Raw genomic sequence first — 21,238 nt, 5'->3', positions numbered from 1 at the left:
CGTGCCGCGCGCGAATCAAGGTGTGACAAGGGTGCCTCCTGGCGTCAGTTGTTGGCAGCGCAGCCAGCCCAACGGCCGGGATTGCCCGGCGCGCAGTTGGTCGCTGCTGATGCGAATAAAGCGTTGCTGTTGCGGTGCGGATTCCAGCCGGTAGTGGCCGACCGCGTCCGCCGCCAGGCAGTCGTCGGCGCGGATGACCACCTCTTGCGGCAGCGGGGCATCTACCGGCCCGTTGTTATGAATTATCAGGTCATACAGCCCGTTTTGCTGTGGCTGAGGCCTAAATTTTACCTGCCAGTCGACGTTCAGCGGCCGGCGCTCGATCACCGCTCGCAGCGTGGCGAGCGACCAGGCGCGCCGATCGTCCGTCAGCGGCAAGCGGAACCAGAGAATGCCGCGTAGCCGGGGCGGCGTTTGCTGCGCCAGCGTCTGCAGAAAATCGGCGATCTGCTGCGGCGCGACCGTCAGCTCACGGCCGTTGCCCGCCACGCGCAGCGAGGATTCGCTCTCCACCTGCGCGCCTTGCGCATCAAAACCCAACAACGCCATGCCGTAGGCCGGCAGCGCGACGCGAAACGGCTTCGGTGTGACGGCAGCGTACTGCCGCACCCAGCGCAGCGCCAGCGGGCCGTCAAACAGCCCCTGCTGCGGCGAGAGCACCGCGTGCACCTGCAGGACGGAACTGTCGGCCTGTTGCAGTACGCCGAGCAGGTTGGATGAGCCGATCCAGGCCGGCAGGGCGGTGATGCCTAGTTGCAAAGCGGCGGGCAGCCGTTGGCGCAGCCGCTGCAGAAAGCGTTGGTAGTCCGGTAGGCGGGCGGTGGCGGCATCATGATCGATCTCGACGCCGGTGACGGGCAGCCCGGCCGCCTGCCAGCGCTGGGTGAGCGCCAGCAGGCGCTGGATAATGGCCTCTTGATCCAGCTGCGGCAGCTGGCCGTCGAGGCGGGCCACCAGCCAGAGTGGGCGGCCGTCCTGCTTCAGCAGGCTGAGATCGGCCGGGATTTCCCGCCAGCCTTCACGCGGATGCACCTGCAGCGCCAGCACCCGCAGCTTGGTGAACAGATCGCGGCTGCTCGCCAGCGCATCGGCGTGCTGCGGCGTCCAAACTCGCTGCCAGACATAAACCTGCTGATCCCAGCCTGAGGCCAGGCGCTGCGCCTGCTGGCGCCCGGCGAACCAGGCCGCCAACCCCAGCGCAATCAAGACCAGCGCCGCCAGCCGGCGCTTCATTTTTGCCAGAGATCGCCTTGCGGTGCGAAGCCGCAGGCGCGCATGAAGTTATCGACTTCCCCACGTTCACGCGGCGCCAGGCCGGCGGTCGACAGCTGCCAGTGGGCGACCTGCGGCAGCTGACGCTGTGCATCCTGCACCAGATAAAGACCGACGCCGCGGCGGCGCGTCACTTCGCGTACCAGCAGATCCTGTAGTTCGGCGCGGTCGTCCTGCAGCGCAATTTTCACCGCACCCAGCAGACGCTCGTTGAAGCGGGCGGCAAACAGCGCCTTGCCGTCGCTCAGCCAGCCTTGCCACTGTTCCGGCTGCTGGTGCGGCCAAATTTTACCGAGGTCGATGAGATCTTGCGGGGACAGCGCGGTCAGGCGCTCGATGGTCAGTTTCATGCAGAATTTCCGCGCAGCTAAATGATGTCGACAGTGTAATAGATCTTGTGCAGAGCGTTGTGTAAGTTTTTCTGTACGATTACTGTGCAATATGTTTTTTGCACGGGGCATTTTCCGAGTAAATAGTTAGTAAACGGATTGTTAACCAGCACAACGCACTACGCCTAAAGGTAAAGAGCGCAGATTTAATTCGAATTTTATCCTGTTTACACCGCTTGTTTCTGTCAGATGAAGTTGATTTGCAGAAGAAAATTCCTGTTTAATGGCATGAAAAATAAAGTCTTATTAGAAAATAATGCCGACAAAACGCCTAAATCATTATTACTTATAACAAAAGCGGTCAATAACGATCGGGCGCAGGCAAACACAACAGGTACGTTCACAACGACAGATGGGGATTTGCGGATGAAATTAACAACAGGTAAGGCACTGCTGGCGGGTTGTATTGCGATGGCCATGAGCCAGGCGGCCATGGCGAAAGACATCAAGGTGGCGATCGTCGGGGCAATGTCCGGCCCGGTCGCGCAGTATGGCGACATGGAGTTTACCGGCGCGCGCCAGGCGATTGCCGACATTAACGCCAAGGGCGGCATCAAGGGCGACAAGCTGGTCGGCGTGGAATACGACGACGCCTGCGACCCGAAACAGGCGGTTGCGGTCGCCAACAAGGTGATCAACGACGGCATTCGCTACGTGATCGGCCACCTGTGCTCCTCGTCCACCCAGCCGGCGTCCGATATCTATGAAGACGAAGGCGTGATCATGATTACCCCGGCGGCCACCAACGCCGATCTGACCACCCGCGGCTACAAGATGATCCTGCGCACCACCGGCCTGGATTCGGATCAGGGCCCGACCGCCGCCAAATACATCCTCAGCGACATCAAGCCGAAGCGCATCGCCGTGGTGCACGACAAGCAGCAATACGGCGAAGGCCTGGCGCGCTCGGTGCGCGACAGCCTGAAAAAACAGGGCACCGAAGTGGCGATGTTCGAAGGCATCACCGCCGGCGACAAAGACTTCTCCACCCTGGTGGCGCGCCTGAAGAAAGAAAATATCGACTTCGTGTACTTCGGCGGTTACTACCCGGAAATGGGGCAGATCCTGCGTCAGGCCAAGCAGGCCGGGTTGACCACTCGCTTCATGGGGCCGGAAGGCGTGGGCAACTCCTCGCTGTCCAACATCGCCGGCGCCGCCTCGGAAGGCATGCTGGTGACGCTGCCGAAACGCTACGATCAGGTGCCTGCCAACCAGCCGATCGTCGATGCGCTGAAAGCCAAGAAGCTGGATCCGACTGGCCCGTTCGTCTGGACCACCTATGCTGCGCTGCAGTCGCTGACCACCGGCATGGAGCGCAGCGGCAGCCAGGAGCCGGCGGACATCGTCAAGGATCTGAAAACCGGCAAGCCGGTGGAGACCGTGATGGGGCCGCTGACCTGGGATGACAAGGGCGATCTGAAAGGCTTCGAGTTCGGCGTGTTCGAATGGCATGCCAACGGCACGTCCACACCGATCAAATAAGCCATAATGATTAGGGTGGGGCGCAGCCCGCTGCGCCCGGCGGGTCGGCTTGCCGGCCCCGTCTCCCTTTACCCGCCGGTTCTGCGCCGGCGGGTTTCGCAGCCAAGGGTTCAGAGTATGTCAGAGCAACTCCTCTATTTTCTGCAGCAGATGTTCAACGGCTTAACGTTGGGCAGCACCTATGCATTGATCGCCATCGGTTACACCATGGTTTACGGCATCATCGGCATGATCAACTTCGCCCACGGCGAGGTGTACATGATCGGCAGCTATGTCTCCTTTATCGTTATCGCCGCCCTGATGATGCTCGGCATCGACGTCGGTTGGCTGCTGATCGGCGCCGCGTTCCTGGTCTCGATCGTTATCGCCAGCGCCTACGGCTGGAGCATCGAACGGGTGGCCTACAAGCCGGTGCGCAACTCCAAGCGCCTGATTGCGCTGATCTCGGCCATCGGCATGTCGATATTCCTGCAAAACTACGTCAGCCTGACGCAGGGCTCACGCGATCTGGCGCTGCCTAGCCTAGTGACCGGCCAGTGGGTGCTGGGAGAAAGCAACGGCTTCGCCGCCACCATCAGCACCATGCAGCTGACCATCTGGCTCGTGACCTTCCTGGCGATGCTGGCGCTGACGCTGTTTATCCGCTATTCACGCATGGGCCGCGCCTGCCGCGCCTGTGCGGAAGATCTGAAGATGGCCAGCCTGCTGGGCATCAACACCGACCGGGTGATCTCGCTGACCTTCGTTATCGGTGCGGTGATGGCGGCGGTGGCCGGGGTGTTGCTCGGCCAGTTCTACGGCGTCATCAACCCTTACATCGGGTTTATGGCCGGTATGAAAGCCTTCACCGCCGCGGTTCTGGGCGGCATCGGCAGCATTCCCGGTGCGATGATTGGCGGCCTGGTACTGGGCGTGGCGGAAGCGCTGACCTCTGCCTACCTGAGCACCGAATACAAAGACGTGGTGTCGTTCGCGCTGCTGATCGTGGTGCTGCTGATCATGCCGACCGGCATCCTCGGGCGTCCGGAGGTTGAGAAAGTATGAAACTCAATCTGCTCAATGCGCTGATCGCCACGGCGGTGCTGTTCGTGATGGCGTCGTTCCTGATGGGCATGCAGCTCAGCCTGGACGGCACCAAGCTGGTGGTGCACGGCGCGGCGGAAGTGCGCTGGATGTGGATCGGCATCGGCTGCGTCATCGTCTTTTTCTTCCAGCTGTTGCGCCCGCTGCTGCAACAGGGATTGAAAAAAGTCTCCGGCCCGGCGTTCGTGCTGCCGAGCTTCGACGGCACCACGCCGCGGCAAAAGCTGCTGGCGGCTTTGCTCATCGTCGCGGCGGTCGCCTGGCCGTTCCTGGTCTCGCGCGGCACGGTGGATATCGCCACCCTGACGCTGATCTACGTGATGCTGGGCCTCGGCCTCAACGTGGTAGTGGGCTTGTCCGGTCTGCTGGTGCTCGGCTACGGCGGTTTCTACGCCATCGGCGCCTACACCTACGCGCTGCTGAATCACTATTACGGCCTCGGCTTCTGGGAGAGCCTGCCGCTGGCGGGTATCGTCACCGCCGCCTTCGGCTTCCTGCTCGGTTTCCCGGTGCTGCGGCTGCGCGGCGATTATCTGGCGATCGTGACGCTCGGCTTCGGTGAGATCGTGCGCATCCTGCTGCTGAACAATACCGAGATCACCGGCGGGCCGAACGGCATCAGCCAGATCCCGAAACCGACCTTCTTCGGCCTGGAGTTCAACCGCAGCCTGCGCGACGGCGGCTGGGATACCTTCCATAACTTCTTCGGCCTGAAATACGATCCGAGCGATCGCATCGTATTCCTGTACCTGGTGGCGCTGCTGCTGGTGGTGCTGACGCTGTTCGTCATCAACCGCCTGCTGCGCATGCCGCTCGGGCGCGCCTGGGAAGCGCTGCGCGAAGACGAGATCGCCTGCCGCTCGTTGGGCCTCAGCCCGACGCGCATCAAGCTGACCGCCTTTACCATCAGCGCCGCTTTCGCCGGGTTTGCCGGCACGCTGTTTGCCGCGCGCCAGGGGTTCGTCAGCCCGGAATCCTTCACCTTCGTCGAGTCGGCCTTCGTGTTGGCGATCGTCGTACTGGGGGGCATGGGCTCGCAGTTCGCGGTCATTCTGGCGGCAATCCTGCTGGTGGTGTCGCGCGAGCTGATGCGCGATCTGAATGAGTACAGCATGTTGCTGCTGGGTGCGCTGATGGTGCTGATGATGATTTGGCGGCCGCAGGGGCTGTTGCCGATGAAACGGCCGCAGTTGAAGCTGCAGGCGGCGGACATTCACGCGGGCAAGGGGGAACAGGCATGAGCGTTCAACCTTTACTGCAGGTAGAGGGCCTGTCGATGCGTTTCGGCGGGCTACTGGCGGTCAACAATGTGGCGCTGACGCTGAACGAAGGCGAAATCGTGTCGCTGATCGGCCCCAACGGCGCCGGTAAGACCACGGTGTTCAACTGCCTGACCGGTTTTTACCGCCCGACCGGCGGCACCATCAAATTGCGCGATCGCCACCTGGAAGGGTTGGCGGGGCAGGCCATCGCCCGCATGGGCGTGGTGCGCACCTTCCAGCATGTGCGGCTGTTCCGTGAAATGACGGTGATTGAGAACCTGCTGGTGGCGCAGCATCAGCACCTGAAAAGCGGCGTGTTCGCCGGGCTGCTGAAAACTCCGGCCTTCCGCCGCGCCGAAGCTGAGGCGCTGGCGCGTGCGGCGGAGTGGCTGGAGCGCGTCGGCCTGCTGGAGATGGCCAACCGTTCGGCGGGCAACCTGGCCTACGGGCAGCAGCGGCGGCTGGAGATCGCCCGCTGCATGGTGACCCGGCCGGAGCTGCTGATGCTGGACGAACCGGCCGCCGGCCTCAACCCGAAAGAGACCGACGAGCTGGATCACCTGATCGTCGAGCTGCGCGATCGGCATAAGGTCTCGGTGTTGCTGATCGAGCACGACATGAAGCTGGTGATGGGCATTTCCGACCGCATTTACGTGGTGAATCAGGGCACGCCGCTGGCGCAGGGCACACCGGCGGAGATCCGCAACAACCCGGACGTGATCCGGGCTTATTTGGGCGAAGAATAATATGTTGTCATTCAATCAGGTATCCGCCCATTACGGCAAAATTCAGGCGCTGCATCAGGTCAGTCTCACGATAAGTCAGGGCGAAATTGTGACGTTAATCGGCGCCAACGGCGCCGGTAAAACCACGCTGCTCGGCACCTTGTGCGGCGAACCGCGCGCCAGCGAAGGCAGCATCGTCTTTCAGGACCAGGACATCACCCAGTGGCAAACCTCGCGCATCATGCGCGAAGCGGTGGCGATCGTGCCGGAAGGGCGGCGCGTCTTCTCGCGCATGACGGTGGAAGAAAACCTGGCAATGGGCGGCTTCTTCGCCGATCGCCAACAGTATCAACAGCGCATTGAACGGGTGTTCACGCTGTTCCCGCGCCTGCTGGAGCGTCGAAGCCAGCGCGCCGGCACCATGTCTGGCGGCGAACAGCAGATGTTGGCCATCGGCCGCGCGCTGATGAGTCAGCCGAAGCTGCTGCTGCTCGACGAGCCCTCGCTGGGGCTGGCGCCGATCATTATCCAGCAGATTTTCGACATCATTCAGCAACTGCGGGAAGAGGGCATGACCATCTTCCTGGTGGAGCAAAACGCCAATCAGGCGCTGAAATTGGCGGACCGCGGTTATGTGCTGGAAAACGGCCGCGTGGTGTTGGAAGATACGGGGGCTGCATTGTTAGCCAACGAAGCAGTGAGGTCGGCGTATCTGGGCGGTTAATCCGCCCCCCTACGAATTAAAATAATCAGGTACGAGAAGAAGAAATGAAGACAGAAGGGTTACTCGCGCAGCGCATCGTTAACGTAAAAAGTTCGGCCATCCGTGAATTGCTTAAGCACAGCAAGATGGAACACGTCATTTCGCTGGCGGGCGGCATCCCCTCTGATGCGCTGTTCGATTTCGAAGGATTGAGCATCGCCACCCAGCAGGCGATCACCGAACAGCCGAAAAGCGCATTCCAGTATGGCCTGACCGAGGGCAGCCCGCTGCTGCGTGAGCGCATTTGCGCGCTGTGCGCCGAGCGCGGCGTCACCGCTGGCGCGGAAGAGGTAATGGTCACCGCCGGCTCACAGCAGGCACTGGATTTGGTGATGCGCGCCATCGTCAATCCCGGCGACGTGTTCGTGGTGGAGCGCCCGACCTACCTGGCGGCGCTGCAAACGCTGGAGCTGGCGGAGGCCAACATCATGTCGGTCTCGTCCGACAGCGACGGCATGGTGGTGGAAGAGCTGGCCGAGCTGCTGAAAACCCAGCGCATCAAGGGCGTGTACGTGGTGCCGAACTTCGGCAACCCCAGCGGCATCACCCTCAGCGCCGCGCGCCGTGAACTGCTGGTGAAGCTGGCTGCTGAACATAACTTCCTGATCATCGAAGACGATCCGTACGGCGAATTGCGTTTCACCGAAGAGCGCCACCCGACGCTGCATCAGGTGTCACAGCAGGTGCTGGGCAACACTGACCACATCATCTATACCTCGACCTTCTCCAAGATCCTGGCGCCGGGCCTGCGCTTGGGCTGGGCGATCCTGCCGCCGTTCCTGCTGCACAAAGTGGCGATCATCAAACAGGCGGCGGATCTGCACGCCAGCGCGTTGTCGCAGAGCATCGTCGAATGCTATCTCGGCCTGGATCGCCTGCCGGCGCAGATCGACAAGATCCGCGCCGCTTACAAGCAAAAGGGCGAGATCCTGGCAGGTTTCGTGGAGCAGGAGCTGGGCGACTACATCACCTTCGATAAGCCGAAGGGCGGCATGTTCCTGTGGGCGCGCTTCCGCCAGCCGTTCAACGCCACCGAATGGCTGAACACGACCTTGCAGCAGGGTGTGGTGTTCGTGCCGGGGGAATACTTCTTCTCCGACAACCCGGATCGTTCAACCTTCCGCCTGTCGTTCGCCACCGCCACCGAGCAGCAGATGCAAGAAGCGGTGGCGCGCCTGCGCCGTTCGCTGTAATCCTCGCGGCGGCGGAGCCCATGCCCGCCGCCGACATCAAACCGCCATCTTCACTTCACCTTGCCGTCATGTGGCTGTCATATAACGGTTATTTTTCTGTCATCCGCGCATGGCATGTTAGCTTCCGAACAAAAAACTGATTCTTTTCGCTCACGCGCTTTTACACCAGCTTTTTCAGGAGTTAGGCATGCTCACCTACGCTATTCGCAAAACCACGCTGTGCGTCGCGTTGACCCTGGCGGTCAGCACTCAGGCGCTGGCGGCGACAGAAATCCCGTTCTGGCATTCAATGGAAGGTGAACTGGGTAAGGAAGTGGATTCCCTGGCGGATCGCTTCAATCAGTCGCACAGCGACGTCAAGATTGTGCCGGTTTATAAAGGCAACTACGAACAGAGCCTGGCGGCGGGCATCGCTGCTTACCGCTCCGGCAAGGCGCCGGCGATCCTGCAGGTTTACGAGGTGGGCACCGCCACCATGATGGCCAGCAAAGCCATCAAACCGGTCTATGAAGTGTTTAAAGAGGCCGGCATCAACTTCGACGAGTCGGTGTTCGTGCCGACGGTGGCCGGCTATTACACCGACAACAAGAGCGGACATCTGCTGTCGCAGCCGTTCAACAGCTCCACGCCGGTGCTGTACTACAACAAAGATGCCTTCAAAAAGGCCGGCCTAAACCCGGACCAGCCGCCGAAAACCTGGCAGGAGCTGGCGGCGGATACCGCCAAGCTGCGTGAGGCCGGCATGAAGTGCGGCTACGCCAGCGGCTGGCAGGGTTGGATCCAGCTGGAGAACTTCAGCGCCTGGCACGGCGTGCCGTTCGCCAGTGAAAACAACGGTTTCGGCGGCACCAACGCCAAGCTGGAGTTCAACAAGCCGCTGCAGGTCAAGCATATCGCGCTGCTGGAGGCGATGAACAAGAAGGGCGACTTTACCTACTTCGGCCGCAAAGACGAATCCACCGAGAAGTTCTATAACGGCGACTGCGCCATCACCACCGCCTCTTCCGGTTCGCTGGCGGACATCAAGCACTACGCCAAATTCAACTACGGCGTCGGCATGATGCCGTACGACGCCGACGCGAAAAACGCGCCGCAGAACGCCATCATCGGCGGGGCCAGTCTGTGGGTGATGAACGGCAAAGACGCCGCCACCTACAAGGGCGTGGCCGAGTTCTTGCAGTACCTGGCGCAGCCGGAAATCGCGGCCGAATGGCACCAGAAGACCGGCTATCTGCCGATCACCACCGCGGCTTACGATCTGACCAAGCAGCAGGGCTTCTACGACAAGAACCCGGGTGCCGACGTCGCCACTCGCCAGATGCTGAACAAGCCGCCGTTGCCGTTCACCAAGGGCCTGCGCCTGGGCAACATGCCACAGATCCGCAGCGTGGTGGATGAGGAGCTGGAAGGCGTGTGGACCGGCAAGAAAACGCCACAGCAGGCGTTGGACGCCGCCGTACAGCGCGGTGACGTGCTGCTGCGCCGCTTCGAAGCATCGACCAAGTAACCCTGCGTCGCGAGCCCGACAGACCGGGCTCGCATCTTCACGCCGATCCTTCCTTACCCGATCAATGGTTTAACTGCTATGTCATCTTCCCGTCCCGGTTTCGGCTGCAGCTGGTTGCCCTATGCGTTGGTGCTGCCGCAGCTGCTGATTACCGCCGTCTTCTTTTTATGGCCCGCCGGCGAAGCGCTGTGGTATTCGGTGCAGAGCCTCGATCCGTTCGGCCTCTCCAGCCAGTTTGTCGGGCTGGATAACTTTAAACAGCTGTTCCAGGATCCTTACTACCTCGACTCGTTCTACACCACGCTGATCTTCAGCTTCCTGGTGGCGGGCATCGGGCTGGCGGTTTCGCTGTTCTTCGCCGCGCTGGTGGACTACGTGCTGCGCGGCAGCCGCCTCTATCGCACGCTGATGATCCTGCCCTACGCGGTGGCGCCGGCGGTGGCGGCGGTATTGTGGATCTTTCTGTTCAACCCCGGCCTGGGGTTGATCACCCATTTCCTCAACGGGCTGGGCTATAACTGGAACCATGCGCAAAACAGCGGCCAGGCGATGTTCCTGGTGGTGCTGGCCTCGGTATGGCAGCAGATAAGCTATAACTTACTGTTTTTTCTCGCGGCGCTGCAGTCTATCCCGCGTTCGCTGGTGGAAGCGGCAGCCATCGATGGCGCCGGCCCGGTGCGGCGCTTCTTCCATCTGGTGCTGCCGCTGATCGCGCCGGTGAGCTTCTTCCTGCTGGTGGTCAATCTGGTGTACGCCTTCTTCGATACCTTCCCGGTGATCGACGCCGCCACCGGCGGCGGGCCGGTGCAGTCCACCACCACGTTGATCTACAAGATCTACCGCGAAGGCTTCGCCGGGCTGGATCTCTCCAGCTCCGCCGCACAGTCGGTGATCCTGATGCTGTTGGTGATCGGCCTGACGGTGATCCAGTTCCGCTTCGTTGAACGTAAGGTGCGCTATCAATGATTGAGAATCGACGCGGGCTGGACATCTTCAGCCATGTGATGCTGGTTATCGGCGTGCTGGTGGTGCTGTTCCCGCTGTACGTGGCCTTTGTCGCCGCCACGCTGGATGACAAACAGGTGTTTCAGGTGCCGATGACGCTGGTGCCCGGCGGCCACCTGTGGGAGAACATTCGCAATATCTGGCAGGGCGGCGTGGGCAACCTCAAGGTGCCGTTCTCGCTGCTGCTGCTCAACAGCGTGATCATGGCGTTGGCGATCACCTGCGGCAAAATCGCGGTGTCGGTACTGTCGGCTTACGCCATCGTGTATTTCCGTTTCCCGCTGCGCAGCCTGTTTTTCTGGCTGATTTTCCTCACCCTGATGTTGCCGGTGGAAGTGCGCATTTTCCCGACGGTGGAGGTGATCTCCAACCTCAACCTGCTGGACAGCTATACCGGCCTGACGCTGCCGCTGATGGCCTCGGCCACCGCTACCTTCCTGCTGCGCCAGTTCTTCATGACGCTGCCGGATGAGCTGCTGGAGGCGGCGCGCATCGACGGCGCCGGGCCGATGCGTTTCTTCTGGGACATCGTGCTGCCGTTGTCGAAAACCAATCTGGCGGCGCTGTTTGTCATCACCTTTATCTACGGCTGGAACCAATATCTGTGGCCGATCCTGATCACCAGCGACGCTTCGATGGGCACCGCGGTGGCGGGCATCAAGAGCATGATCTCCACCTCCGGCGCGCCGACCCAGTGGAACCAGGTGATGGCGGCGATGATTCTAACTTTATTGCCACCGCTGGCGGTGGTGCTTCTGATGCAGCGCTGGTTTGTGCGCGGTCTGGTTGATAGCGAGAAATAACGACGATGGCAGGATTAAAACTACAGGCGGTCACCAAGTCTTACGACGGTAAAACGCCGGTGATCAAACAGATCGACCTCGACGTGGCGGACGGTGAATTTATTGTGATGGTCGGCCCGTCCGGCTGCGGCAAATCTACGCTGCTGCGTATGGTGGCCGGGCTGGAGCGCACTACCAGCGGTGATATCTATATCGATACCCGGCGCGTGACCGATCTGGAGCCCAAGGATCGCGGCATCGCGATGGTGTTCCAGAACTACGCGCTCTATCCGCACATGAGCGTGTACGACAACATGGCCTACGGCCTCAAGATCCGCGGTTTCGGCAAAGATCATATCCGCCAGAGGGTGGAGGAGGCGGCGCGCATCCTGGAGCTGGAGCCGCTGCTCAAGCGCAAACCGCGCGAACTTTCCGGCGGCCAGCGCCAGCGCGTGGCGATGGGGCGCGCCATCGTGCGCGAACCGGCGGTATTCCTGTTCGATGAGCCGCTGTCCAACCTGGACGCCAAGCTGCGGGTGCAGATGCGCCTGGAGCTGCAACAGCTGCATCGTCGTCTGAAAACCACCAGCCTGTACGTGACCCACGATCAGGTGGAGGCGATGACGCTGGCGCAGCGGGTGATCGTAATGAACAAGGGCGTGGCGGAGCAGATCGGCACCCCGAGTGAAGTGTACCAACGGCCGGCTTCGCTGTTTGTCGCCGGCTTTATCGGATCGCCGGCGATGAACCTGCTGCCCGGCACCCTCAGTGCCGACGGCGGCCAGCTGCTGCTGGCGGACGGCATGACGCTGCCGTTGCCGGCGGCCAAGCCGCAGTGGGCGGGGCGGCCGTTGACGCTGGGTATTCGGCCGGAGCATATTCAATTGGTGGCGCAAGGCCAGGGCGTGCCGCTGCAGCTGCAGACGCTGGAACTGCTGGGAGCCGACAATCTGGCGCACGGCCAGTGGGGCGGTCACGGGGTGATCGCGCGGCTGTCGCATGAAACCTTGCCGACGGCGGGCAGTACGCTATATTTGCAGCTGCCTGCTCAGGCGCTGCACTTCTTTGACACCCACAGCGGATTACGGATGGATTGATGACAAGACCCTGGCCTTACCCTCATATTGTCGCCCACCGCGGCGGCGGTTCTCTGGCGCCGGAAAATACCCTGGCGGCGATCGACGTCGGCGCGCGCCACGGCCACAAGATGATCGAGTTCGACGCCAAGCTGGCGCAGGACGGGCAAATTTTCCTGCTGCACGACGACACGCTGGATCGCACCAGCAACGGTTGGGGCGTGGCGGGCGAGCTGCCGTGGGACAAACTGGTGCAGCTGGACGCCGGCAACTGGTACAGCTCGGCCTTCAAGGGCGAGCGGTTGCCGCTGCTGTCGGAGGTGGCGGAACGCTGCCGGGAACACGGCCTGATGGCCAATATCGAGATCAAACCGACCACCGGCAGCGACGATGAAACCGGCCGGGTGGTGGCGCTGGCGGCGCGGTTGCTGTGGCAAGGGCAGACCGATCCGCTGCTTTCTTCCTTCTCGGTAGAAGCGCTGGCGGCGGCGCAGCGCACCGTGCCGGATTTGCCGCGCGGCTTGCTGCTGGAGGCCTGGGACGACAACTGGCGCGAGCTGACCGAACGCTTGGACTGCGTCTCGCTGCATATCGACCACAAAGCGCTGACCGCCGAGCGGGTGAAAGCGTTGAAAGACGCCGGGCTGCGTATTTTGGTGTATACCGTCAACCAACCGGATCGCGCGCGCCTGCTGCTCGACTGGGGCGTTGACTGCATTTGCACCGACCGGATAGATTTGATTGGCCCGGCTTTTTAATCCGGCGCCGATGAATCCCGCGACGACAAGCCTTGCCGCCGCACCACCGGAAGGAATGCGATGCCTGGCTTTATCCTGTCACTGTGGCACCAGATCGTGCTGTCTTTACCGCTGTTCGTCCTGATCGCATTGGGTTATGGGCTGATTCGCTGGGGGAAATGGCCCTCCAGCATCACCGATGGCCTGACGCGCTTCGTGTTTTCCCTCGCCTTGCCCGCCATGCTGTTTCGCATGATGTGCGACTTCTCGCAGCGCCCGGCGGTCGACGCCCGGCTGCTGATCGCGTTCTTTGGCAGCTGCCTGATCGTATTTGTGCTTGGCCGCCTGGTCGCCCGGCACCTCTTCCGGTTGGATGGCGTCGCCGGATCGGTGTTTGCGTTAGGCGGTATTTTCTCCAATAACGTGATGCTCGGTTTACCTATCGCCAGCGTAATGCTGGGGCAGGCGGCGATCCCGTCGGTGGCGCTGGTGCTGGTGTTCAACGGCCTGATCCTGTGGACGCTGGTGACGGTGTCGATCGAATGGGCGCGCAACGGCTCGCCGACGTTGAGTGGTTTCGCTAAAACCGCGCGCAGCGTGCTGACCAACCCGCTGATCGTCGGCATTTTGTCCGGCACGCTGTTTAGCCTGACCGGCTTGCCGCTGCCGGACTTCGTCGATCGACCGGTCAGCATGCTCGGCCAGGTGGCGGCGCCGCTGTCGCTGGTGGTGCTTGGCATGGGGCTTGCCGAGTACCGCATCAGCGAAGGCTGGCAGCTGAGCAGCGCCATCTGCGTGCTGAAGTTGCTGGTGCAGCCGCTAGTGATTTGGCTGCTGGCCTGGATGATGGATCTGCCGCTGATGGAAACCCGCGTTGTTGTGCTACTTGGATCGATGGCGGTGGGGGTGAACGTCTACCTGATGTCGCGCCAGTTCAATACGCTCACCGGCCCGGCCGCCACCAGCCTGGTGATGTCTACCGTGCTGGCGGCGATCACCACGCCGCTGATCCTCACCGTTATGGGCGTGCGGGCATAGCCGGCATCGGCGCCTGCGGCACCGCCGGTGCGGTGCGGTTGAACGGATCGCGCGGCTGGTTGCCGTTAGGCAGCAACTGCCCGCCGTTCGGCGTGGTTTGCATCAGCTGTTGCCGCTGATTGTCGAACTGTCGCTGCTGCTGCAGGCGGCGTTGATCCATCTGCCGGTTGTTCAACAGGCGCTGTTGCTGCGCTTGCTGGTTGTTTTGGTTGAGTAACTGCTGCTGTGAGCGCAGGTCGGTTACGCCGTTGGCCGCCGCCGCCAACCCAGGCAGCAACAGCAGAGCGAACAGAATGTGAGACGTTTTCATGATGGTTACCTCGCCTTTTTATTAAGCCTAACCCAACGGTGAAATTTTGCCGGTAGTTTGTCTTTTGTTCAGATGTAAACTGCCTTTCATCCCCTTAGGCGTCCATCTTCCGTTACAATCGCCCTTTCGGTCTTTTTAGGGTGAACCCATCGTGCTGCTTTTGGTTATAACCACCATTCTGTGGGCATTTTCTTTCAGCCTGATTGGCGAGTACCTGGCGGGCCACGTCGACAGCGGATTCTCGGCGCTGGTGCGCATCGGGCTGGCGGCGCTGGTGTTTCTGCCGTTTCTGCGTTGGCGCAACATCAAACTCAAGGTGATCCTGCTGTATATGCTGGTGGGGGCCTTCCAACTGGGCATCATGTACCTGTTCAGCTTCCGCGCCTATCTCTACCTGACGGTGCCGGAATTCCTGCTGTTCACCGTGCTGACGCCGCTGTACATCACGCTGATCTACGACTTGCTGAGCGGCCGACGCCTGCGTTGGGGCTACGTCTTCAGCGCGCTGCTGGCGGTGCTGGGCGCGGCGATCATTCGCTATCACCAACTGAGTGAACACTTCTGGTGGGGGCTGCTGTTGGTGCAGGCGGCGAATATCAGCTTCGCCATCGGCATGGTCGGCTATAAGCGCCTGATGGAAGTGCACCCCTTGCCGCAGCACACCGCCTTTTCCTGGTTCTACCTGGGGGCGGCGGTGGTGGCGGTGGTGGCCTGGTTCCTGTGGGGTAACCCGCAGCAGCTGCCAACCACCAACCTGCAGTGGGGCGTGCTGATCTGGCTGGGCGTGGTGGCGTCGGGACTGGGTTACTTCATGTGGAACTATGGCGCGACGCAGGTCGATGCCGGCACGCTCGGCATCATGAACAACATGCATGTGCCGGCCGGGCTGCTGGTCAATCTGGCCATCTGGCAGCAGCAGCCGCACTGGCCGAGCTTTATCATCGGCGGGGCGGTGATCGTCGCTTCACTGTGGGTGCATCGACGCTGGGTGGCGCCGAAGCAGCTCGGCTAAACGGGGGCCGGCAGTTTATACGCCGGCCGCCAACGCTTTGGCGCCGGTCGCGCCAGGGCGTGCGGCGTCGCGCACGAACGGCAGATGATCGCAGGCGTGCTGGCGGGCCGAGCGGATAAAGGCTTCGGTCACCGCCTGGCGCTGTTCACCGTCGCGCACGGCGGCGTACAGGCGGCTCCACAGGCCGTCACCCAGGGTTTTGGTCACCACCAGCCCCTGCCGTTCGAAACTCTCCACCACCCAGTGCGGCAGCGCCGCAATCCCCATCCGCGCCGATACCATCTGGATCAGCAGCAGCGTGTTATCGACGTTCTTCAATGCCGGGTTGACGCCCGCCGGCTGCAGGAAATGCCGCCAGATATCCAGCCGTTGGCGCTGCACCGGGTAAATCAACAGTGTTTCATCGCTCAAGTCTTCCGGCTCGATGTGCGGCTTGCCGGCGAGCGGATGATCCGGCGCCAGCACCAGACGCACCTCGAAATCGAACATCGGCGAATAGTGCAGGCCGCTGCGCGGCAGAATATCCGACGTCATCACCAGATCCAGCTCGCCCTGTTGCAGGGCCGGCTGCGGATCGAAAGTGACGCCGGAGGTGAAGTCCATCACCACCTGCGGGAAACGCTGGCGGAAGTTGTCCAGCGCCGGCGTCAGCCACTGAATGCAGCTGTGGCATTCGATGGCGATGCGCAGCGTGGTCTGATGCGGCTCGTGGCAGGCCTGCAGCGCCTGTTGGATCTGCGGGAGGACCTGCTCCGCCAGCTGCAGCAGGATCTCGCCCTGGGCGGTGAAGCGCAAGGGCTGGCTCTTGCGCACGAACAGCTTGAAGCCCAGACGTTGCTCAAGATCGCTGAACTGGTGCGACAGGGCAGACTGCGTCTGGTGAAGTTGGGCCGCCGCCCCCGCCAGCGAACCGCTGTTGCGCAGGGCCTGCAGCGTCCGTAAATGTTTCAGTTCGATCATGAGAGTCCTTCACATTGACAGTGAATAAATTGCGCTTGTGGTTAATACAGTACCTGCTGATTATGGATGTGTAAACATCTGGACGGCTAAATGGGGAATATGACGATGGCAATTTTGAATCACACACTGGGTTTTCCTCGCGTTGGGCTACGACGTGAGCTGAAAAAAGCTCAGGAAAGCTACTGGGCCGGCAACTCAACGCAGGAAGAGCTGTTGGCGGTTGGCCGCGAGCTGCGCGCTCGTCATTGGCAACAGCAACAGCAGGCCGGGGTGGATTTGGTGCCGGTCGGCGATTTCGCCTGGTACGATCATGTGTTGACCACCAGCCTGCTGCTGGGCAACGTGCCGGCGCGCCATCAGAATGCGAATGGCTCTATTGATCTGGACACGCTGTTCCGCATCGGCCGTGGCCGCGCACCGACCGGCGAGCCGGCGGCCGCGGCGGAAATGACCAAATGGTTTAACACCAACTATCACTACATGGTGCCCGAATTCCAGCAAGGCCAGCAGTTCAAACTGGGCTGGACTCAGCTGTTGGACGAAGTGGATGAAGCGCTGGCGCTCGGCCATCGCATCAAGCCGGTGCTGCTTGGCCCGGTGACTTATCTGTGGTTAGGGAAAGTGAAGGGCGAGCCGTTCGACCGCCTGTCGCTGCTGAAAGAGATCCTGCCGGTTTACCAGCAGGTGCTGGCCGAGCTGGCGAAGCGCGGCGTCGAGTGGGTGCAAATTGACGAGCCTGCGCTGGTGCTGGAGCTGCCGCAAGCCTGGCTGGACGCGTTCAAACCGGCTTACGACGCGCTGCAGGGGCAGGTGAAGCTGCTGTTGACCACGTATTTCGACAGCGTAGGCCACAACCTCGACACCATTCGCACGCTGCCGGTGCAGGGGCTGCATGTCGATCTGGTCGCCGGTCATGACGATATCGCCGCGCTGAGCGCCGCATTGCCGCAAGATTGGCTGCTGTCGCTGGGGGTGATCAACGGCCGCAACGTTTGGCGCGCCGATCTGAGCCGCTGGTTTGAACGTCTGCAGCCGCTGGTGGGCTCCCGCCCGCTGTGGATTGGCTCCTCCTGTTCACTGCTGCACAGTCCGATCGACCTGAGCGTGGAAAGCCGTCTGGACGAAGAAGTGAAAAGCTGGTTCGCCTTCGCGCTGCAAAAATGCGCCGAGCTGGCGCTATTAAGCTCGGCGCTGAACGCGCCTGACACGACGAAACAGGCTGAACTGGACGCCTACAGCGCGCCGATCCGCGCCCGCCGTCAGTCGAGCCGCGTGCATAACCCACAGGTTGAGCGCCGGCTGGCCGCGATCACCGCGCAGGACAGCGAACGCCACAGCGCTTACGCCGAGCGCGCCAGGGCGCAGCGCGAGCGTTTCAACCTGCCGGCCTGGCCGACCACCACCATCGGTTCGTTCCCGCAGACCACCGAGATCCGCGGCCTGCGTCTGGACTTCAAACAGGGCCGTTTGGACGGCAACAACTACCGCACCAGCATCGGTGAGCACATCAAACAGGCGATCGTCGAGCAGGAGCGCCTCGGGCTTGACGTACTGGTGCACGGTGAAGCCGAGCGCAATGACATGGTGGAATATTTCGGCGAGAACCTGGACGGCTTCGTGTTTACCCAGAATGGCTGGGTGCAGAGCTACGGCTCCCGCTGCGTGAAGCCGCCGGTCATCATCGGTGACGTCAGCCGCCCGGAAGCCATCACCGTCGAATGGGCCAAATTCGCCCAGTCGCTGACCGACAAGCCGGTAAAAGGCATGTTGACCGGGCCGGTGACCATCCTGTGCTGGTCGTTCCCGCGTGAAGACGTGACCCGCGAAGTGATCGCCAAGCAGATTGCGCTGGCGCTGCGCGACGAGGTGGAAGATCTGGAAAAAGCCGGTATCGGCATCATCCAGATCGACGAGCCTGCGCTGCGCGAGGGGCTGCCGCTGCGCCAATCCGACTGGGCCGCCTACCTGAATTGGGCGGTGGACGCCTTCAAATTGAACGCCGCCGTGGCGCAGGATGACACCCAGATCCACACCCACATGTGTTACTGCGAGTTCAACGACATCATGGACTCCATCGCCGCGCTGGACGCCGATGTGATCACTATCGAGACCTCGCGTTCCGATATGGATCTGCTGGAAGCCTTCAAAGAGTTCGAATACCCGAACGAAATCGGGCCGGGTGTCTACGATATCCACTCGCCGAACGTGCCGAGCGTGGAATGGATTGAAGCGTTGCTGCGTAAAGCGGCGCAGAACATCCCGGCGGAACGCCTGTGGGTTAACCCCGATTGCGGCCTGAAAACCCGCGGCTGGCCGGAAACCCGGCAGTCGCTGGCCAACATGGTATTGGCGGCGCAGCGCCTGCGCGAGCACGCGTGATGCCGTGCGGCGGATAAACCGCCGCTTATAGATTTACTGGTGTGATGATTGGGCGCTTCGGCGCCCTTTTTTATGCGAGGGAAATTATTTGACGCCGTGCTGGGCGAACCACGCCAGCATGCGCTGCCAGCCGTCCTCCGCCGCTTCGGCGTTGTAGCTGGGGCGATAGTCGGCGTTGAACGCATGCCCGACCTCGGGGTATACCACGATTTCGGCCTCGGCGTTGGCGGCGCGGATCGCCTGGCGCATGGTTTCCACCGTCTCCTGCGGAATGCCGCTGTCCTGCCCGCCATACAGCCCCAGCACCGGCGTTGACAGGTGGGTGGCGACATCGACCGGATGCTTCGGTGAGTTCAGCGTTTTCTCGCCGACCAGTTTGCCGTACCAGGCGACCGCCGCCTTCAACTGCGGGTTGTGCGCCGCGTACAGCCAGGTAATGCGGCCGCCCCAGCAGAAACCGGTGATCGCCAGCTTGCCGGCGTCGCCGCCGTGGCGGATAGCCCAGTGCGCGGCGTGATCCAGATCGGACAGCACCTGACGATCCGGCACCTTGGTCACCAACTGCTGGAACAGCTCGCTGATATCGGTGTAGTCGTTGGCGTCGCCCTGGCGGAAATAGAGCTCGGGCGCGATCGCCAAATAGCCCTGCTTGGCCAGGCGGCGGCACAGATCCTGAATGTGCTCATGGACGCCGAAGATTTCCTGCACCACCAGCACGATGGGGAAAGGGCCGTTATGGTCGGCGGGTTTGGCGACGTAGGCCGGCAGCGCGTCGCCCTGAGAAGGGATGGTCGTTTGCCCGGCGTGAATGCCCTGTTCGTCGGTGATAATCGCGGAGGCGGCCAACGGCGCGGCGGCCGGGGCGAATCCCCCCTGAGCCTGTTCTAATGTCATCACATGTTCGGTTTTCATTGCGGTCTCCGTGCAATAGAAAAAAGCGCTGAGATTAACTATAGGAAAGATTACCCATTATTGGCGCTGCGTGGCGCACTTTCGGACAAGTCGATAAAAAACGGCTAATTATCTGGCTTTGCGGCATTTTTAAGCGCTTTTTATCATGTTATTACGCGTTTTGACCCGCGTAAGTGCCATAAGGTGCGTTAGAGGGCTTTTTTGTCCCTAAGCAACCGATAAGATGGGGGTATTTCGGATTGATGAGCTAGATAGTTTCAACGAGTAACCAATCGGCAGAGAGACAGCAAGATTTGTCGGCTAGACTGAGGTTCAGCGGTGCACAGAGGGCCATTAATGGGTTTTTTGTGACTAAATTCACAAAAAATATGTAGCATGTGATTTGTTTCTCTTTTCATAGTGACTGTCGTCACGAAATTAAGCGGCGATTTTCAGTAGAGTGCTTTTTTGTTCCTCCCAATAAACATGATCCATGAGGAGTCTCGTATGTCTCAGTCTGATGTTTTTCATCTCGGCCTCACCAAGAACGATTTACAAGGGGCCCAGCTTGCCATCGTGCCGGGCGATCCGCAGCGCGTAGAGAAGATTGCCAAGCTGATGGAAAATCCGGTGCATCTGGCCTCCCATCGTGAATTCACCACCTGGCGCGCAGAGCTGGACGGCAAGGCGGTGATCGTCTGCTCCACCGGTATCGGCGGCCCGTCTACCTCTATCGCGGTGGAAGAGCTGGCGCAGCTGGGCATTCGCACCTTCCTGCGCATCGGCACCACCGGCGCCATTCAGGCCAATATCAACGTCGGTGACGTGCTGGTGACTACGGCGGCGGTACGCCTCGACGGTGCCAGCCTGCACTTTGCGCCGATGGAGTTTCCGGCGGTCGCGGACTTCGCCTGCACCACTGCGCTGGTGGAAGCGGCCAAGGCCAGCGGCGCGACCACCCACATTGGCGTGACCGCCTCTTCCGATACTTTCTACCCGGGCCAGGAACGTTACGACACCTACTCCGGCCGCGTGGTCAGCCGTTTTAAAGGCTCGATGGAAGAGTGGCAGGCGATGGGCGTGATGAACTATGAAATGGAATCCGCCACGCTGCTGACCATGTGCGCCAGCCAGGGCCTGCGCGCCGGCATGGTGGCTGGGGTGATCGTTAACCGCACCCAGCAAGAGATCCCGAACGCCGAAACCATGAAAAACACGGAAAGCAAAGCGGTGCAGATCGTGGTGGATGCCGCCCGCCGTCTGCTGTAATCACCTTCCCTCAACGGGCCGCTGACGCGGCCCGTTTTTCCATTCGCGGCGAATCTGTTACGGTGATACTCCTCAGCGCTGCGCCGATGGCTGCCGCGCGTTG

20 protein-coding genes are annotated in these 21,238 nt (G+C 61.4%); 15 read left to right on the top strand and 5 right to left on the bottom strand.

Translation table 11 applies throughout. The annotated features are described in order from the left end of the window. Positions 1 to 15: 15 nt before the first annotated feature. Positions 16 to 1,233, bottom strand: coding sequence for a DUF3142 domain-containing protein (locus tag ACJ8IL_RS16785; RefSeq protein WP_442516685.1), 1,218 nt, complete (start codon positions 1,231 to 1,233; stop codon positions 16 to 18). Continuing rightward, on the bottom strand, positions 1,230 to 1,622 hold the full coding sequence (gene panM, locus ACJ8IL_RS16780) for an aspartate 1-decarboxylase autocleavage activator PanM (RefSeq protein WP_049209366.1): 393 nt from the start codon (positions 1,620 to 1,622) through the stop codon (positions 1,230 to 1,232). The genes ACJ8IL_RS16785 and panM overlap by 4 nt, the downstream gene beginning before the upstream one ends. Positions 1,623 to 2,027: 405 nt before the next feature. Here panM and ACJ8IL_RS16775 point away from each other — a divergent pair, with 405 nt between their 5' ends. From ACJ8IL_RS16775 to ACJ8IL_RS16720, 12 genes are all read left to right on the top strand, one after another. Then, entirely contained in the window at positions 2,028 to 3,143 is a 1,116-nt protein-coding gene (locus ACJ8IL_RS16775) for a branched-chain amino acid ABC transporter substrate-binding protein (protein WP_025304902.1), read from the top strand. A 117-nt stretch (positions 3,144 to 3,260) separates the two neighbouring features. Continuing rightward, on the top strand, positions 3,261 to 4,187 hold the full coding sequence (livH, locus tag ACJ8IL_RS16770; RefSeq protein ID WP_015376290.1) for a high-affinity branched-chain amino acid ABC transporter permease LivH: 927 nt from the start codon (positions 3,261 to 3,263) through the stop codon (positions 4,185 to 4,187). Next, positions 4,184 to 5,467 (top strand): high-affinity branched-chain amino acid ABC transporter permease LivM, encoded by a 1,284-nt coding sequence (locus tag ACJ8IL_RS16765; protein ID WP_025304903.1) that lies wholly within the window; start codon positions 4,184 to 4,186, stop codon positions 5,465 to 5,467. The genes livH and ACJ8IL_RS16765 overlap by 4 nt, the downstream gene beginning before the upstream one ends. Continuing rightward, positions 5,464 to 6,234 carry a high-affinity branched-chain amino acid ABC transporter ATP-binding protein LivG gene (gene livG / locus ACJ8IL_RS16760; RefSeq protein ID WP_025304904.1) on the top strand — a complete coding sequence of 257 codons (771 nt, stop codon included), beginning with the start codon at positions 5,464 to 5,466 and terminating at the stop codon, positions 6,232 to 6,234. Before ACJ8IL_RS16765 ends, livG begins: the two co-directional genes overlap by 4 nt. Before the next feature lies 1 nt (position 6,235). Then, on the top strand, positions 6,236 to 6,937 hold the full coding sequence (gene livF / locus ACJ8IL_RS16755; protein ID WP_025304905.1) for a high-affinity branched-chain amino acid ABC transporter ATP-binding protein LivF: 702 nt from the start codon (positions 6,236 to 6,238) through the stop codon (positions 6,935 to 6,937). Positions 6,938 to 6,981: 44 nt separating this feature from the next. Continuing rightward, entirely contained in the window at positions 6,982 to 8,169 is a 1,188-nt protein-coding gene (locus ACJ8IL_RS16750) for an aminotransferase-like domain-containing protein (protein ID WP_197781282.1), read from the top strand. 187 nt (positions 8,170 to 8,356) lie between these two features. Beyond that, positions 8,357 to 9,676 carry a sn-glycerol-3-phosphate ABC transporter substrate-binding protein UgpB gene (gene ugpB / locus ACJ8IL_RS16745; protein ID WP_033636688.1) on the top strand — a complete coding sequence of 440 codons (1,320 nt, stop codon included), beginning with the start codon at positions 8,357 to 8,359 and terminating at the stop codon, positions 9,674 to 9,676. Positions 9,677 to 9,754: 78 nt separating this feature from the next. Continuing rightward, complete coding sequence (gene ugpA / locus ACJ8IL_RS16740) at positions 9,755 to 10,642, top strand: sn-glycerol-3-phosphate ABC transporter permease UgpA (RefSeq protein ID WP_442516684.1); 888 nt, start codon at positions 9,755 to 9,757, stop codon at positions 10,640 to 10,642. Continuing rightward, positions 10,639 to 11,484: a sn-glycerol-3-phosphate ABC transporter permease UgpE gene (ugpE, locus tag ACJ8IL_RS16735; RefSeq protein WP_025304908.1), complete on the top strand. Its 846-nt coding sequence runs from the start codon at positions 10,639 to 10,641 to the stop codon at positions 11,482 to 11,484. The genes ugpA and ugpE overlap by 4 nt, the downstream gene beginning before the upstream one ends. Before the next feature lie 5 nt (positions 11,485 to 11,489). Continuing rightward, positions 11,490 to 12,560, top strand: coding sequence for a sn-glycerol-3-phosphate import ATP-binding protein UgpC (locus ACJ8IL_RS16730; protein ID WP_147823493.1), 1,071 nt, complete (start codon positions 11,490 to 11,492; stop codon positions 12,558 to 12,560). After that, the gene (gene ugpQ, locus ACJ8IL_RS16725; protein ID WP_025304910.1) at positions 12,560 to 13,297 is read left to right on the top strand and encodes a glycerophosphodiester phosphodiesterase; all 738 of its coding nucleotides are present in this window, start codon (positions 12,560 to 12,562) and stop codon (positions 13,295 to 13,297) included. Before ACJ8IL_RS16730 ends, ugpQ begins: the two co-directional genes overlap by 1 nt. 60 nt (positions 13,298 to 13,357) lie before the next feature. Further along, a complete protein-coding gene (locus ACJ8IL_RS16720; protein ID WP_342096142.1) occupies positions 13,358 to 14,314 on the top strand; it encodes an AEC family transporter in 957 nt (318 codons plus the stop codon). On the opposite strand, the gene ACJ8IL_RS16715 is transcribed toward ACJ8IL_RS16720, so the two are convergent. Continuing rightward, complete coding sequence (locus ACJ8IL_RS16715) at positions 14,295 to 14,624, bottom strand: hypothetical protein (protein WP_060434764.1); 330 nt, start codon at positions 14,622 to 14,624, stop codon at positions 14,295 to 14,297. The genes ACJ8IL_RS16720 and ACJ8IL_RS16715 overlap by 20 nt on opposite strands. Positions 14,625 to 14,775: 151 nt before the next feature. Here ACJ8IL_RS16715 and ACJ8IL_RS16710 point away from each other — a divergent pair, with 151 nt between their 5' ends. Continuing rightward, the gene (locus ACJ8IL_RS16710; RefSeq protein ID WP_025304913.1) at positions 14,776 to 15,636 is read left to right on the top strand and encodes a carboxylate/amino acid/amine transporter; all 861 of its coding nucleotides are present in this window, start codon (positions 14,776 to 14,778) and stop codon (positions 15,634 to 15,636) included. Positions 15,637 to 15,651: 15 nt separating this feature from the next. Here the strand turns inward: ACJ8IL_RS16710 and metR are convergent, their stop codons facing one another. Next, positions 15,652 to 16,596: an HTH-type transcriptional regulator MetR gene (gene metR / locus ACJ8IL_RS16705; protein WP_016929455.1), complete on the bottom strand. Its 945-nt coding sequence runs from the start codon at positions 16,594 to 16,596 to the stop codon at positions 15,652 to 15,654. Between the two features lie 90 nt (positions 16,597 to 16,686). Here metR and metE point away from each other — a divergent pair, with 90 nt between their 5' ends. Next, on the top strand, positions 16,687 to 18,975 hold the full coding sequence (gene metE, locus ACJ8IL_RS16700; protein WP_414105102.1) for a 5-methyltetrahydropteroyltriglutamate--homocysteine S-methyltransferase: 2,289 nt from the start codon (positions 16,687 to 16,689) through the stop codon (positions 18,973 to 18,975). 84 nt (positions 18,976 to 19,059) lie between these two features. Here metE and ACJ8IL_RS16695 read toward each other — a convergent pair whose 3' ends face one another. Further along, the gene (locus ACJ8IL_RS16695) at positions 19,060 to 19,887 is read right to left on the bottom strand and encodes a dienelactone hydrolase family protein (RefSeq protein ID WP_442516683.1); all 828 of its coding nucleotides are present in this window, start codon (positions 19,885 to 19,887) and stop codon (positions 19,060 to 19,062) included. A 486-nt stretch (positions 19,888 to 20,373) separates the two neighbouring features. On the opposite strand from ACJ8IL_RS16695, the gene udp reads away from it, so the two are divergent. Further along, entirely contained in the window at positions 20,374 to 21,135 is a 762-nt protein-coding gene (gene udp / locus ACJ8IL_RS16690) for a uridine phosphorylase (RefSeq protein ID WP_004934432.1), read from the top strand. Positions 21,136 to 21,238 lie beyond the last annotated feature (103 nt).

It is taken from the genome of Serratia sp. CY47444, from assembly GCF_052168635.1.
GTDB lineage: Bacteria > Pseudomonadota > Gammaproteobacteria > Enterobacterales > Enterobacteriaceae > Serratia > Serratia bockelmannii.
This window is presented reverse-complemented; position numbering and strand designations above follow the sequence as displayed.